Here is a 14,780-nt window from a genome sequence, read left to right as displayed (position 1 = left end):
TACTGCCTTGGGCACCAAGGGCGAACGGCTCCGGCGTCGGAAAACAACCGCCGTCGTTGCGGCCGCAAGCCTGGCCACGGCGGCACTGACGGGAATGCTGGCAGCCGGTCCCGCCGCAGCTGACCAGGCCCGCCAAACCGTGGCTGTCGGCCTGACCAAGGCTGCCGGCGCAGTTGTCGACCCGAAGGGCCGGATCTGGGTATCCGACTCCAGGGCCGGCTTCTGCCGTGTCACCGAGACGGCCGGTGCAACCACTGGCGGCCTCGAAACCAGCACGTGCCTCGGCGGAACCCTCACCGGCCATAAGACTGGGCCCGCCCTCGCCGGCACGCCGGCAATCATCGATCCAACACCGGGCAACCCGGGCAGCGGTGACGAAATCGCGTTCATTCCGGATGCCGCCGTCGGAAGTTCCGAGGTATACCGGGCCGTGTGGAACGCGGGAAGCAGTGTTTTCAACTACAAGAGCCAGTTGACTATTTTTGACGGTGACCTCCGGCCGAACGCTGCCAGTGACGGTCCTGACGGCAACATCTACTTGTCCTTTGCCAATGCCAGGTCCATCGTCAAGATCGCCGATCCAACGGCACTCCACCCCAGCATCGAGTCCATTGCCTCGGTCAATTCCAGCTCGCTGGGGATCGCGGCAACCCACCGCAACAGCAGCGGCAACGTCGTAGTATATGTCGCGGAAACATCGGGCCTGACAGTCTTCACTGCACCGGACGACGGCGTCTTGACCAACTATGTACCTACAGCCTTGTACAACGTCGGTAAGCCAACGGCCATCTACTACGATTGGGAGACGCCCCTGGTGCTCTACACCGGAACCGGCGGCGGCACCGGCATTGCCGATGCCGGCAAGGACACGATCTCCCGGATCGACCTGAGCAACGACTCAGTGGACAACCAGTGGGCGCTTGGCTTCAGCAAGGTCGGCGGCATCACCATGCGGGACGGCAAGGTCCTGGTCATGGACGATCCCGGCCAACTGGACCCGACCAAGCCGAGCGGACAGGGCAGGCTGCAGAGCCTCGGCGGCATCGTGCCGTCCATCGTCAGCGGCCCGACGGCGGCAAACGGCACCCAGGCGGCCAACCCCGCCTTCACCAACGACTCCACGCCCACCTTCACTGTGGCGTCGACGCCTCCGGGCGGCGCCCTCGACTGCAGCCTGCAGCTGAGCGCGGCTGCACCGGTCTGGACCGGCTGCACCAGCGGGAGCTTTACGCCCGCCACCGCCTTGGCGGCCGGAGCCTACACCTTCTCCGTCAGGGCGGCACCATCCGGCGTTCCGGTTTCCCGTTCCTTCACCGTCGACCTGACAGCCCCGAAGGCGCCGGTCATCACAGCACCTGCTGACGGGTCAACGGTCAACGGCTCTCCGGTTCTGGGGGTGACGTCAGATCCGGACTCGGTACTTTCCTGCTCCATTGATTCCACTACCGCGTTTACGGCCTGCGCCAACGCGCAGACACTGAACCTGGCCACGGCAGGCCAGCATGTGATCCGGGTCAGGGCAACAGACATGGCCGGAAACATCAGCCCGGTCGCCTCGGTGACAGTGACGGCAGACCTGACCGCTCCCCAGGTGAGCATCACCTCACCGGCGCAGGGAGCAACAGTGGGTGCCTCGCCGTCGTTCGTCTTTACGTCGACGTCAAGCGACATCGCAGGCTACCGCTGCAAGCTCGGCAACAATGCCTTCATTGAATGCACGTCGCCCAAGGCGTACACCAACTTGCCCAACGGAACGGCAACGTTCACGGTCGAGGCGAGGGACGCAGCAGGAAATACGTCCACAGCCACCCGAACGGTTACGGTGTCCGCTGCGGACACCACGGCCCCGGTGGTTTCGGTCAATCCAGCGGGCGGCACCTATGGTCCCAACAAGACCGTTACGCTGTCCGTCAACGAGGCTGCAACCATCTACTACACCACTGATGGAAGCACCCCCACCGCGACAAGCTCCGTGTATTCGGCACCCCTGCCATTGCAGACCATGTCCCTGAAGTACTTCGCCAAAGACACGGCCGGCAACTCCTCGGCCGTCGCCACGCAGGCTTACACGGTGGACAACACCGCGCCTGTGCTGACGGTGTCCCCGGCGGCCGGTGGCTATCCCTCCGGCCAACTCGTAACGATGACATCCAGCGAGGCCGGCGGTATCTTCTACACTACCGACGGCACCACGCCTGGCACGGCAGCCACTGGAAGCACCAAGGCGTACACGGCGCCGTTTGCGCTGACGGGTAACACCACCGTGAAATCCCTCGCCGTGGACGCCTACGGCAACGCCTCGGCAGTCCAGTCCACCGCCTACACAGTGCTGGATACAACGCCACCGGTGGTCACAGCCAATCCGGCCGCGGGCAGTTACCCTGCCAACCAGCAAATCACGCTGACGGCCAATGAAGCCGGCTCCAGCATCTACTTCACCACCAACGGGACCAATCCGACGGCCACGGCCGCGAACAAGTACTCCACGCCGATCACGCTGACGGCGGCCATGACGCTGAAGTACTTTGCGGTAGATCCGGCCAGCAACAGTTCGGCAATCGTCAGCCAGTCGTACACGGTTGCAGCGCCACCGGCCAACACCTGGAAGGACTACACGGGCGATGCCAAGAACGATGTGATTGCCCGCGATAACGGTGGAACGCTCTGGCTCTACCCGGGCAACGGCTCGGGCGGCTGGTTGACCCAGAAGTCCCTCGGAACAGGATGGAACTCACTCACCGCGATCGTTCCCACCAAGGACTTCAACGGCGATGGCCGCAGCGACGTCCTGGCCCGGGACACCAACGGTGTCCTCTGGCTCTACGCAGGAAACGGGGCCGGTGGACTCCAACCGCGGATCCAGGCCGGGACGGGCTGGAACAGCATGACGCTCATCCTGGCGCCGGGCGACTTCAGCGGCGACGGCAAGGCCGACGTCCTGGCCCGGGACTCCGCCGGCGCCCTCTGGCTCTACCGCGGTAACGGGACAGGCGGCTTCGGCACTGTGACGCAAGTCGGCTCAGGCTGGAACGCCATGAACGCCATCCTGAGCACGGGCGACTTCAACGGTGACGGGAAAACAGATGTGCTGGCCAGGGACACCTCAGGCATCCTCTGGCTGTACCCGGGCAACGGTACCGGCGGCTGGCTCAGCCGGGTGCAAGTGGGCAGTGGCTGGTCCTCGATGACTGCCATCATGGGACCCGGTGATTTCAACGGGGACGGAAGGAACGACGTCCTGGCCCGGGACGCCGGTGGCAATCTGTTCCTCTACCCGGGCAATGGAACGTCCGGCTGGCTGTCCCGCAGCCAGGTCGGCTGGGGATGGGGAGGCTTCACATCGCTCCCCTGACCAGAGCCACATAGGGCAGGACGGGGCTACCTGCCCTATGGCTCATAAGAAAACGGCCCGGACGCAGTCACTGCGTCCGGGCCGTTATTGGTGAGTTGTCAGGCACGTTCCTTCATGGGATGCATGGTTGGCCTGTCCGGGCTGGCCTGGATGTCCAATTGGAGCGAGACCAGCAACATCTGGACACCCAGCACAAAGGGCACCACAGCAAGCATCACCGACCCTGCAGTCGGCGATCCGACACTGGCAGCGAGGACCCAGGCGCCAACACCGAGCCCCATGACGATCAGGACGAGTCCCGCGATCAGCAGCAAGGCCACGGCGGAGAAGGACCACACCATGTACTTCCACCAGACACGGCGCCAGAAGCCACCAAACAACATGGCCAACAGTTCCGGAATGACCTTGCGCAGCTTGATGCTGGAGACTTCGTTTCCGTAAACGGCCGGAATCGGAACGTCGACGATCGGAACATCCAGGATGTTCAAGTGGATCAGGAGGTCGTTCTCGAAGCTGTACCGGGCCGCTACCTTGTTCATCGGTAGGCGTCGAAGAACCTCTGTCCGGATTGCGGTGTAGCCGTTCTGGGGATCGAAGATGTGCCAGTAACCGGAGGCAAGCTTGGTCATGAAGGACAAGACGATGTTGCCGAAGATCCGGTAGCCGGGCATGCCTGCGAAGGATTCACCGGAGAAGAACCTGTTGGCCTTCGCGAACCCGTAGCCGTCCACCACGGGATCAAGCAACTGGGGAAGGTACTCCGGGTCCATCTGGGCGTCGCCGGCCATGACGACGTTGATGTCGGCACCGAGCTCCATCGCAGCCTTGTGCGCGGTCAGGACAGCGCCGCCGACGCCCTGGTTGACCTCGTGACGGATCAGGGTGACCCTGCCGTCGTCGGCGCGCCGGGCAGCGCCGGAGGTGTCGTCGGGGCTGCAGTCATCGACGATGACGATGTGATCGACAAACTCCGGCATGGTCTGGATGACCTGCGCGATATGGTTCTCTTCTTTGTAGGCCGGTACTACCGCGGCAATTCGAACGCCTCGATACATCGCTTATCCTTCGCTGCTCTTTGGTGTGAGGTTCGGTGGTGGCGCGTCGGTGTCTGTCGCGCCATCGGTCTTGTGGCTGGAGTCCTTCGCGTGCTTCTTCTGCGGGAAGACCCAGTGCTTGTAAATGAAGTAGTTCCAGGCCATGGTCACCGCGGTCGCCACCACTTTACCGGCAACGTAGCCCGCGCCAAGGAACTGGAAGAGTTCCACGATTCCCATGACTGCCAGGGTATTGAAAGCCAGGAGCCCCGAGTAACGGAGCACGCCGCCAATGGCCGTGCCTCCGCCGCCGAAAGCGAAATGCCGCTGAAGGAAGTAGTTGAAGAAGAAGCTCCCCCAGAATCCGGCGCCCGTGGCGAGCCAGAGCGGCCAGCCAAAGACCTGGAAACACAGTGCGAGCAGTCCCAGGTCAACCAGGAAACTCAGGCCACCGATCAAAAGGAACCTGAAAAGGCTCGACGCCAGGAACTTAGCGATGAATGCCTTCATGGTCAGCAAATCCTTCCGAGCGGGGCAATGCCGTCAGGGTTCCGGTTTTCGAGGATGCCCGGCACACCGTCAAGCTGGACCCTGTCCTTGGCATCGGCGTCAAAGGCTTCCTTGCCGCCAGGCAACTGGGACCAGTCGATCTGATACAGCGCGGCGTTGCCTTCGCGCGTGACCAGCTTCAGGTACGGGATGGAATCCGGCTGGGTCAGGCCGGGCTTTGGTTCATCCCAGGCGCGGATGCGTCCGTCAGCTATGTAAACCCACTCGATGCCGAGCTCGGAAGCCGCCGTACGCGCTTGGGCGTCAGTGGCCAGTTCCGGAAGTTTCTGCAGGACCAGCAGCTGCCTGTTGGTGGGAAGGACCTCGAAGTGCCGGATCATGGGCATGCGGTTGCCCAGCGCGTACATCCATACTGAACCGTCACACGAATCGTTGAGGACCGTGGCATCCTGCGGGACGTACTGGTCCATCTTGCTGAGGAGATCCACCTCCGCAGCACTCAGCGTGGCGCCATCCACTTTGGTGTTGATGTTGATCCGCTCCGCGTTCTGCTGGAAGTACGGCGTGGCCCCGATTCCCGCGGCCAACAGCACGACGAACGCCGCAGCCACCGTCACCAGGCGACTGGGCCGCCGTCGTGCGTCACTGCCGTCTTCCGACGGCGACGACCGCCGCGCACGAATCCTGCCTGCCAGCCATTCGACTGCCTCGGCGGCCTGGGCAACGCCCAGACCCGCCAACGGCACCAGCAGCATCACGAGGATACCGAAGATCCGCCACTGGTCATCGTAGAAGGGGGCCGTCAGGTTAAGGAACCGGGGACTCTCACTGCCCATGGTGTAAACCGAAAGGAAAGCGAACGCCAGGACCGGTCCGAAATACCACCACATGCGGATACGGAGCACCACGGCCAGGCAGCCCAAAGCCACCAGGACAGTGAGGATCGGCATCGCAATGGACCCATGGTGCAGGAAGATGATGTTCTGGATGGCCCCGTTGCGGTCGGTATCCGGCGCCCACATCATCTTGGAGACGCGTTCGGACTCCTTGAGCATCTGCTGGATGATCGGCAGGCCAAGCACGGCGGCGAGCACTCCGGCAACTGCCAGGTAGACCGTAATGCCAAGGATCCGGCCCCTTCGCCTGATCGCGGCCGAAAGGAACCAGAAGACCAGCAACGGCAGGACAACGAACGCAAGGGAGGGGTGGACGGCAATCAGGCCGACGGCACCGAACGCGATTCCGGGGATCCAGAACTTCCTGCCCTCCAGCGCCCCCTTGATGGCAAGGAAAGCGAAGGGACCCACCAGCAGCATGCCGGCGAAGAACGGTATCAGTGGACCACGCCACAGAAGGTCGTAGGGATAGACCGTAAACCAACCGGACACGGCTCCCGCAGCGGCAACGGCAATCGGACGGCGCGTTACCACCATGGTCAAGGCCATGGTGCTCAGCGGCAACTGGACCGCCATCATGACCAAAACGAAGACGTTCAGGAAAACAGGGATGCTCACGCCGGTCAGGGGCCATACCAGGGACAGCAAAGCATGGAACGCTATGGGATAGCTGCGGATCGGCGCATCGGCAATGGACGTGTCGTAGTAGGCAAAGTTACCCGCGATGCCCGGATCCCACTCATGGTTGACCGAGATCAAGCGGATCATGTTGGCGTGCCAGGGAATGTCCCAGTCCTGGTTGATGCCAAGGAGCCCCTCGGTACCAACAGTCCAGGACGCTGCCGCCACAGCCCCGCCGGCCACCAAGCCGGCAAGCAGGATCCACCAAGCTCCCGAAATGTGGTGCTTGCCGAAAATTCCGGGACCGGCCGGGACCGGCAACCCGAACCTGGCAGGGAACCGACGCTGCAGCGTCAGGCGCAAGGCCAAAAGAACTCCGGCCAGAATCACCAGCACGCCAGCGACAGGCAGCAGTTGCCAGCTCATGCCCAGCCCATGGCCCATGACGCCGATGACCGTCAGGGCACCCATTCCCAACAACGGTGCAACCACCGGCAAGATGGTCCGACGGACTCCCAGTGCCTCCCCGAGCAACCAGCCGGGACCCCACCACAGCACAACGATCAGGAGTACACACAACAGCAGAGGGCCGATAGCCATTCCTACGGTCGCCTTTCTTAGATGCTTCCACCAGCCATCCGGTGACAGACGACTTATGCAGTTGGAGGCCGGACTAGTTGCGTTCCCTCAACCAAGCCACGGCTTGGTCTGCTGGACCTTCGAATTGCACGGTACCGGACGAAAGGACTACTCCCCTGTCACAAATGCGGGCGATCATGTCCAGGTCGTGGCTGACCACCACAAGGGTGCGGCCCTCATCGGACAATTGCTTGATTTTCGCCAGGCATTTGCGCTGGAACGGTTCGTCGCCCACCGCAAGGATCTCGTCCACAAGGAAGATATCCGGCTGGGTGTGCACCGCCACGGCAAAGGCCAGGCGCAGGAACATGCCCGAAGAGTAGAACTTCACTTCCGTGTCGATGAACTGCTCGATCTCCGAAAATGCGACGATCTCGTCGAATTTCGCATTGATTTCTTCCTCGGTCATCCCAAGGATCGCAGCATTCAGGAAGACGTTCTCGCGTCCCGAGAGATCCGGGTGGAACCCGGCGCCAACTTCGATCAGGCCGGCAACCCGGCCCTTCGTACGGACCGTCCCCTTGTCCGGCAGGATCACGCCCGAAATCAGCTTCAGCAACGTTGACTTGCCCGAGCCGTTGAAGCCCAGCAAAGCAACCGTCTCGCCCGGCTGGATCTCGAAGCTCACGTCATGCAGGGCGTCGAATTTCTTGGTCAGCTCGCCCTTGCGACCCTTGACCAGCCAAACCAGCGTCTCCTTCAAGGAGTGTGAATGGCGGAGGTTGAAGGTCTTCTTCAGGTTCTTGACGATGATTGCGGCGCCCACTCAGACCTCCTGCGCAAAGTGGCCCTCAAGCCGGCGGAACACCAGCTGGCCAATAATAAGGAACACAGCGGCCATCCCCAGCCCGGCGAAACCAGTCATGAGGAGATGCGGCGGCAATTCAACCGGCTTCGTGACGGTCGGGTACCAAAAGGCCCAGTGGAACAATTCCACGGCAACGGTCACCGGGTTCAGCTGGTAGATCGTCAGCGCCCAATCGGGAGCAAGGCGGCGGATCATGGTCCAGTCATAAAGGACCGGGGACGTCCAGGTAACAACCATCATGAGCATGTCCACGATGTTCTCGGCATCACGGAAAAACACGTTGATGGCACCGGCGAGCAGCCCCAGGCCGGTGGCCGTGACGGCGACGATGATGAAGCCGAGCAACGCTCCGAAAAGCTGGAGGGCGTCCGGGTGCCACCCGTTGAGCAGCGCTGCCGCCAACAGGACCACCAACTGCGGCAGGAAGTGCACCGCGGCAACCCAGACCGAAGCCACCGGGAACAGTTCCCGCGGGAGGTAGATCTTCTTCACCAAGGCGGCATTCCACACAATGGAACGCGTGGCGTTGGAGAACGCTTCGGTGAAGAAATTCACCACGATCACGCCCGAGAACATGTACAGGGCGTAGTTGGGGATCTGGTCCCCCACCCGAAGGACAATGCCCAGGGCCAGGAACAGGACCAAGTACTGGACCAGGGGTTTGACGTAGGACCAGGCCAGTCCCAGCACGGAACCCCGGTAGCGGACCCGCAGTTCCTTGCGGACGATCAGTTTGAGGAGATACCGGCGCCGGAAGACATCCAGCAGCCCGGCACCAACCCCGGGAACAGCATATGTATCAGTCGACTCGGCCATCGCTACTGTTTGGGCTCCGAAGCGTCGAAGGTTTCGCGCCATGAATCCATCGAAGTGATCTCATGCAAGGCCTCGCGGTACTCTGCGCGCAGGGCCTCCCAGTTCGAGAAGAGCTGAGCGTGGAGTTGGGCGCTTTCCACAAGCATGCGGCGGACAAGCTTCGGATCACGCCGGTACCAGGAAGCACCCGTGCCGTCGGCGTTCGACACGACGGCACTGTCAAGGTGCGCAAGGCTCCACCATTTGCCGTCCTGGTGCGCCACGTGGGCTTCGGGGTTGGTTCCGGCCGATTCGCGGACCGGTGCGATGGTCTGCTTCAGGACAGTCTTAACTGCCCACGGAAGGAGGCCGAGGGCACCCGGCTGCTTGTACGTCTGGGGCTTCTTCGGGGGACGCTTCCGGAACACCTCCGGGAACGCTCCCGGATCGGTCTTAACCTGTGAGTCGACGAAGTCCTCGCGCATGGCCCGGAGCTTGGGCATGGTTGTGGGCAACTGCTCGTGGAGCTTGCCCGGTCCCTCAAGGACGTCCTTGAGGGCCATGATGCGCGCTTGCTCCGGGTAATACTGCATGGACACGAGGTGCTTGATATCGGTGTTCAGGCTTTCCCGGAAGATGCGTCCGCCCTTGGGGAACGGGGAATGCAGGAGCGTCGCGATGAGGCGGTTGCGCTCGTGGTAGTAGGCCTGCCAGTCCACGGAGTCGTCCTTGTCAGCCCAGGAAACGTGCCAAACGGCTGCACCGGGAAGGGTGACTGTCGGGAACCCGGCGGCACGGGCACGCAGGGAGTACTCAGCATCGTCCCACTTGATGAAGACGGGCAGCGAAAGGCCGATCTTCTCAATGACCGCCTTCGGAATCAGACACATCCACCAGCCGTTGTAGTCTGCATCCCAGCGACGGTGCAGGAGCGGCGTGGAACGCAGCCCCTCAGCCGAGAAGTCGTGGTTGCCAAGGCCCTCGACCGGACCCCAGAGGAACCGGTAGAAGTTGACGACTTCGGCGTAGGCGTGGAGCACCGACTTGTTGTACATGTCGAACATGTGGCCGCCAACGATCGTTGGCTTGCGGCAGAGGTCGGCGAAGGCAACTGCACGGAGTACGCCCTCGGTTTCCAGTTCGATGTCGTCGTCGAGCAACATGACGTAGTCGCTCTTGTCGGTGACCAGGGTCTCGTACATGTTCCGGGCGAAACCGCCGGAACCGCCGAGGTTTCCCTGGTTGATGATGCGCAGCTGGTCTCCCATGGAGGCTGCTACGGCATCAAACCCGTCCTCGTCGGCGACTTTCTTGTTGCCCTGGTCCACGATGATCAGCTCGGCCAGGATCTGGCGAAGTCCGGCGTCGGCGTCGATCGACTTGATGGTCTCGAGGCAGTAGTCCGCACGGTTGAAGGTGGTGACACCAAGGGTCACCTTGCCCTGCGGACGGCCCTCGGACGGAACGGCCCAGTGGGCATTCTTCAGCGTCATTCCGTCGCCGCCGGCGATCAGGTCGAACCAGTACCAGCCGCCGTCTCCGAAGGGCGCAAGGGTCAGTTCAACGTCGTTGGACGCCTGGCCCTCCACCAGGATGGAGTCCACGCGCTGCGAGGCTCCCCTGGCGTTGGAGCGATAGACGATGACCGTGCCTTCGCCTTCGGTTTCGATGTGCAGGACCGTCTTGGTGGCAATGGTCCATTTGCGCCAGTAGCTGGCCGGGAAAGCATTGAAGTACGAGCCAAAGGAGAGTCGCTCGCCCCTCCGGACCTGAACGGAGCCACGGTCCAGGATGTCTTCCGGGTGAAGCTTGCGGGCCATGCCGACGGCCTGGATGACCGCTGTGCCGTTCTCGTCCTGTTTGCGGACCTTGTTCGTGTCGGGGTCAACGTACAGAGGCAGGGTGTCGAGGTCCCGGTTGGCGGGGAAGACCACGCGCTGGACGATCCGAAGGTCCTGGTCGCCGGCCTCGGCTTGGGCAACGGTCATGGAAGTCTCCTGGCTTTCGTTAGTCGTGGCGGTCATGCGTCCACTCCACCGCTTTCCAGCTTGGCGCCGCCCGTGAAGTGCGGCTTGATCTTGTTGTCGAACATGGACAGCGCAGAGCCAATGGCCATGTGCATGTCCAGGTATTTGTAGGTTCCGAGCCGGCCGCCGAACAGCACCGACTTCTCGCCGCGTGCCAGGTCGCGGTAGGCAAGCAGCTTGCTGCGGTCATCGGAAGTGTTCACGGGGTAGTAGGGTTCGTCGCCCTTCTCCGCAAAGCGCGAGAATTCCCGCATGATGACTGTGGCGTCCTTCGTGTAGTCCCGCTCGGGGTGGAAGTGACGGAACTCGTGGATGCGGGTGAAGGAGGCATCTTCGTCCGGATAGTTCATGACGGCGCAGCCCTGGAAGTCCTCAATGGGAAGAACTTCTTCTTCAAGGTCGATGGTCCGCCAGGACAAATCGCCCTCCGCGTAGTCGAAGTACCGGTCCACGGGTCCCGTATAGATGACCGGAACCTGGCCCAGGACGGAGGAGCGGCCAAATTCGCCGTCGTCGAAGAAATCGGTGTTCAGGATGACCTCGATGTTCGGGTGGTCCGCCATCCGCTCGATCCATGCCGTGTAGCCGTCAACCGGAAGGCCCTCGTAGGTGTCGTTGAAGTACCGGTTGTCGTAGTTGTAGCGGACGGGGAGCCGGGAGATGATCTCTGCGGGCAGGTCCTTGGGATCCGTCTGCCACTGCTTGCCCGTGTAGTGCTTGATGAATGCCTCATACAGCGGTCGCCCAATAAGCTGGATGCCTTTGTCGTTGAGGTTCTGCGGGTCCGTTCCGGCAAGCTCGCCGGCCTGTTCGTTGATCAGGGCACGGGCCTCCGCCGGGCTCATCGCGGAACGGAAGAACTGGTTGATGGTGCCCAGGTTGATGGGCATGGGGTACACCTCGCCCTTATGGCTGGTGTACACCTTGTGCTGGTAGCTGGTGAACTTGGTGAAGTTGTTCACGTAGTCCCAAACACGTTCGTTGGACGTGTGGAAGAGGTGCGCGCCGTAGCGGTGGACCTCGATTCCCGTCTTCTCTTCATTCTCGCTGTAGGCGTTTCCTCCAATATGGTGGCGGCGATCAAGCACCGCGACCTTCAGCCCCAACTCGGTAGCGGCGCGTTCTGCAATGGTCAGGCCAAAGAAACCCGAGCCGACGACGACGAGATCAGCGTTCACAAACTCTCCTGTGTATTGGCGTGCGGGCACAGAAGTGCCCACGTCTACTGGTCAAGGCTACCCGACGAGACGCGGGTTCCCCGTATCCGGGGGACTGCCGGGCAGGGACCTGGGAGGTCCCTGAACAGCAAAGGGAGGCTGGCAAAAGCCAGCCTCCCCCACAACCCTCAGCCGGGTTGGCAGCTCAAAGAGCGATGACGGAACCCGACTTTGCCGAGTCCAGGACGGCCTCCGCAACCCGCAGGGTTTCCAGTCCTTCGGCCATGGTGACAATATTCAGCGACTTGCCAAGCACGGCGTCGCGGAAAGCCTCGTGTTCCATCTTGAGGGGCTCCCGCTTGGCCAAGGCGAAGCGCGTGGACGATCCCTCGGAGACACCGCGGAATGCCGCGATGGAATCCCAGTCAGTCTGGAAGGTCCCATTCTCCACAAACGTGAGGTCTGCCGAGATGGTGTCTGCGATGAAGGCTCCACGCTCGCCGAGGACCACCGTGGTGCGCTCCTTCATGGGCGACAACCAGTTCACGATGTGGTTGGTGACGACGCCGCTCTTGAGGTGGCCGATGGCGGTAACCATGTCCTCGTGCTCGCGGCCGCTCCGGGAGGTCGTGTGGGCCACGACGTTGACGAAGTTGCTCTGGGCAAGCCAGGCGGTGAGGTCGATATCGTGCGTGGCAAGATCCTTGACCACGCCAACGTCCGCGATGCGTGCCGGGAACGGTCCCTGGCGACGGGTGCTGATCTGGTAGACCTCGCCGAGGTCTCCGTTTCCCAGCCTGTCGCGGAGGCTCTGCAGGGAGGGGTTGAAGCGTTCGATGTGACCCACTGCGCCAATGAGGCCCTTGGACTCGAACGCCTCGGCAATGCGCCGGCCCGACTCGGAGTCGTTCGCAATGGGCTTTTCCACCAGGCAGTGGATGCCCGCGTCAGCCAACTGGAGCGCCACTTCCTCGTGCAGAATGGTGGGAACGGCTGCAACTGCCATGTCGATCCCCTGCGCGATGAGCTCCTCCACCGTGTTGTATACGGTGAGGCCATCGGCAACATTGTGCGGATCACCAAATGAATCCGCCACGGCAACGAGGTCAACGCCTTCGAGCTCCCGAATAACGCGGGCGTGATGGCGGCCCATCATGCCCAGCCCGATGAGCCCCGCGCGAAGGTTCGCCACTAGCTACCTGCCTTCGCAACAGCATTGACCGCCGCGACGATGCGCTCGAGGTCATCCTGGCTCAGCGAGGGGTGGACCGGAATCGACAGCACGTGGGTGGCGGCTTCCTCGGTGACGGGGAGATCGTCCGATGTCCGGAACGGGGCGAGCTGGTGGTTGGGGATCGGGTAGTAGACACCGCAGCCCACCTGGTACTCCTCGCGCAGCGCCTTGGCGAAGCCGTCCCGGTCGTCAGCAATGCGGATGGTGTACTGGTGGTACACGTGCTCGTAGCCTTCAGCGACCTTCGGGGTCACAACGCCTTCGATGTTGGCGTCGAAGAAGGCTGCGTTTTCCTGACGGGTCTTGGTCCAGGCTTCCACCTTGGTCAGCTGGACGCGCCCGATTGCCGCATGGATGTTGGTCATGCGGCAGTTGAAGCCAACCAGTTCGTTTTCGTACTGGCGCTCCATGCCCTGGTTCCGGAGGAGGCGGAGGCGTCGTTCGACGTCGGCCAAACCGGTGCTCACCATGCCACCCTCGCCGGAGGTCATGTTCTTCGTCGGGTAGAGGCTGAACATGGCGAAGTCACCGAAGGTACCAACCTTGCGGCCGTTGACAGCCGCACCGTGGGCCTGTGCTGCGTCCTCGAAAACCTTGACGCCGTGCTTGGCAGCCAAAGCGCCGATCGCGTCGACATCGAAGGGGTGTCCATAGAGGTGGACCGGCATGATGGCCGCGGTGCGGTCAGTGATCCTGGACTCAACCGAAGCAGGGTCAAGCGTGTAGTAATCGGGATCGACGTCCGCGAAAACGGGTGTTGCTCCCGTGAGAGCGACGGAGTTCGCAGTGGCCGCGAAAGTAAAGGAGGGAACGATCACTTCGTCGCCCGGACCAATTCCGGCAGCAAGCAGGCCAAGGTGGAGCCCCGAGGTGCCCGAGTTGACGGCAACTGCTGCCCGGCCATCCAGGAGGACCTGGGAAAACTCCTGCTCGAACGCCGCAACCTCGGTGCCCTGGGCGAGCTGCCCGGTGGCCATGACAGCCGTGACGGCTTTTGCCTCGTCGTCGCCGATGATGGGCTTGGCGGGGGGAATGAATTCGGGGCTCATGCCTCTACCTCTCGAAGAGTCTCGTTCTGTTCAACATATGTGGCGCCCGTTTCTGGACATACCCAGTGCTCACCACTGCGCTTCAACGGGAAACCTGCCTTGCCAACCCAACCATGCCGCTTCGCGGGAACGCCAACCATCAAGGCAAAGTCGGGCACGTCCTTGGCCACGACTGCTCCCGCGGCAACGGTGGCCCACCGGCCGATGGTTACCGGTGCCACGCAGACAGCGCGGGCGCCGATGGACGCACCCTCGCGGATGGTCACCCCCACAGGTTCCCAGTCGTGGGCACTCTTCAGGCTCCCGTCGGGGCCAACTGCACGGGGGTAGGTATCGTTCGTCAGGACCACGGCCGGACCAATGAAGACGCCGGCTTCAAGCTCGGCGGGCTCATAAACGAGCGCGTAATTCTGGACCTTGCAGTTGTCTCCCATTTTTACTCCGGTGCCGATATAGGCACCGCGACCGACAATGCAATTGGTGCCCAATTCGGCCTTTTCGCGGACTTGTGCGAGGTGCCAAATCTTGGATCCCTCACCAATTACGGCCTCGTCTGAAACATCGGCGCTCTCTGCAACCACTATCACCGGTGAAGGTCCTTCCTCATTGAGCACACGCGACAACGAGTTTCATCTTAGCCGAGACACCATGCACCCGC

The 14,780-nt window shown here is 62.3% G+C and carries 11 protein-coding genes; 1 reads left to right on the top strand and 10 read right to left on the bottom strand.

Annotated elements, in window-relative coordinates:
* Positions 1–7 precede the first annotated feature (7 nt).
* On the top strand, positions 8–3,352 hold the full coding sequence (locus ACIPY3_RS03030) for a chitobiase/beta-hexosaminidase C-terminal domain-containing protein (RefSeq protein ID WP_400329914.1): 3,345 nt from the start codon (positions 8–10) through the stop codon (positions 3,350–3,352).
* Positions 3,353–3,450: 98 nt separating this feature from the next.
* Here the strand turns inward: ACIPY3_RS03030 and ACIPY3_RS03025 are convergent, their stop codons facing one another.
* From ACIPY3_RS03025 to ACIPY3_RS02980, 10 genes are all read right to left on the bottom strand, one after another.
* Positions 3,451–4,407, bottom strand: coding sequence for a glycosyltransferase family 2 protein (locus ACIPY3_RS03025; protein ID WP_397322327.1), 957 nt, complete (start codon positions 4,405–4,407; stop codon positions 3,451–3,453).
* Between the two features lie 3 nt (positions 4,408–4,410).
* Positions 4,411–4,896: a GtrA family protein gene (locus ACIPY3_RS03020; RefSeq protein ID WP_400329911.1), complete on the bottom strand. Its 486-nt coding sequence runs from the start codon at positions 4,894–4,896 to the stop codon at positions 4,411–4,413.
* 2 nt (positions 4,897–4,898) lie between these two features.
* On the bottom strand, positions 4,899–7,013 hold the full coding sequence (locus ACIPY3_RS03015) for a DUF6541 family protein (protein ID WP_400329909.1): 2,115 nt from the start codon (positions 7,011–7,013) through the stop codon (positions 4,899–4,901).
* A gap of 73 nt (positions 7,014–7,086) precedes the next feature.
* On the bottom strand, positions 7,087–7,818 hold the full coding sequence (locus ACIPY3_RS03010; protein WP_397322323.1) for an ABC transporter ATP-binding protein: 732 nt from the start codon (positions 7,816–7,818) through the stop codon (positions 7,087–7,089).
* Positions 7,819–8,676, bottom strand: coding sequence for an ABC transporter permease (locus tag ACIPY3_RS03005; RefSeq protein WP_400329907.1), 858 nt, complete (start codon positions 8,674–8,676; stop codon positions 7,819–7,821).
* 2 nt (positions 8,677–8,678) lie between these two features.
* A complete protein-coding gene (locus ACIPY3_RS03000; protein ID WP_400329904.1) occupies positions 8,679–10,679 on the bottom strand; it encodes a glycosyltransferase in 2,001 nt (666 codons plus the stop codon).
* Complete coding sequence (gene glf / locus ACIPY3_RS02995) at positions 10,676–11,860, bottom strand: UDP-galactopyranose mutase (RefSeq protein WP_400269810.1); 1,185 nt, start codon at positions 11,858–11,860, stop codon at positions 10,676–10,678. Before glf ends, ACIPY3_RS03000 begins: the two co-directional genes overlap by 4 nt.
* A 184-nt stretch (positions 11,861–12,044) precedes the next feature.
* Positions 12,045–13,031: a Gfo/Idh/MocA family oxidoreductase gene (locus ACIPY3_RS02990; protein WP_400329902.1), complete on the bottom strand. Its 987-nt coding sequence runs from the start codon at positions 13,029–13,031 to the stop codon at positions 12,045–12,047.
* Complete coding sequence (locus ACIPY3_RS02985) at positions 13,031–14,122, bottom strand: DegT/DnrJ/EryC1/StrS family aminotransferase (protein WP_400329899.1); 1,092 nt, start codon at positions 14,120–14,122, stop codon at positions 13,031–13,033. Before ACIPY3_RS02985 ends, ACIPY3_RS02990 begins: the two co-directional genes overlap by 1 nt.
* Positions 14,119–14,736, bottom strand: coding sequence for an acyltransferase (locus ACIPY3_RS02980; RefSeq protein WP_400329897.1), 618 nt, complete (start codon positions 14,734–14,736; stop codon positions 14,119–14,121). Before ACIPY3_RS02980 ends, ACIPY3_RS02985 begins: the two co-directional genes overlap by 4 nt.
* Between the last annotated feature and the right edge of the window lie 44 nt (positions 14,737–14,780).

The organism is Paenarthrobacter sp. NPDC089714, from assembly GCF_044748905.1.
Lineage (GTDB): Bacteria > Actinomycetota > Actinomycetes > Actinomycetales > Micrococcaceae > Arthrobacter.
This window is presented reverse-complemented; position numbering and strand designations above follow the sequence as displayed.

What these genes read in the sequence shown, in the direction of transcription:
- ACIPY3_RS03025 (WP_397322327.1), bottom strand. Translation starts at nt 4,407, where the DNA reads ATGTATCGAGGCGTTCGAATTGCCGCGGTAGTACCGGCCTACAAAGAA.
- ACIPY3_RS03020 (WP_400329911.1), bottom strand. Translation starts at nt 4,896, where the DNA reads ATGAAGGCATTCATCGCTAAGTTCCTGGCGTCGAGCCTTTTCAGGTTC.
- ACIPY3_RS03015 (WP_400329909.1), bottom strand. Translation starts at nt 7,013, where the DNA reads ATGGCTATCGGCCCTCTGCTGTTGTGTGTACTCCTGATCGTTGTGCTG.
- ACIPY3_RS03005 (WP_400329907.1), bottom strand. Translation starts at nt 8,676, where the DNA reads ATGGCCGAGTCGACTGATACATATGCTGTTCCCGGGGTTGGTGCCGGG.
- ACIPY3_RS03000 (WP_400329904.1), bottom strand. Translation starts at nt 10,679, where the DNA reads ATGACCGCCACGACTAACGAAAGCCAGGAGACTTCCATGACCGTTGCC.
- ACIPY3_RS02985 (WP_400329899.1), bottom strand. Translation starts at nt 14,122, where the DNA reads ATGAGCCCCGAATTCATTCCCCCCGCCAAGCCCATCATCGGCGACGAC.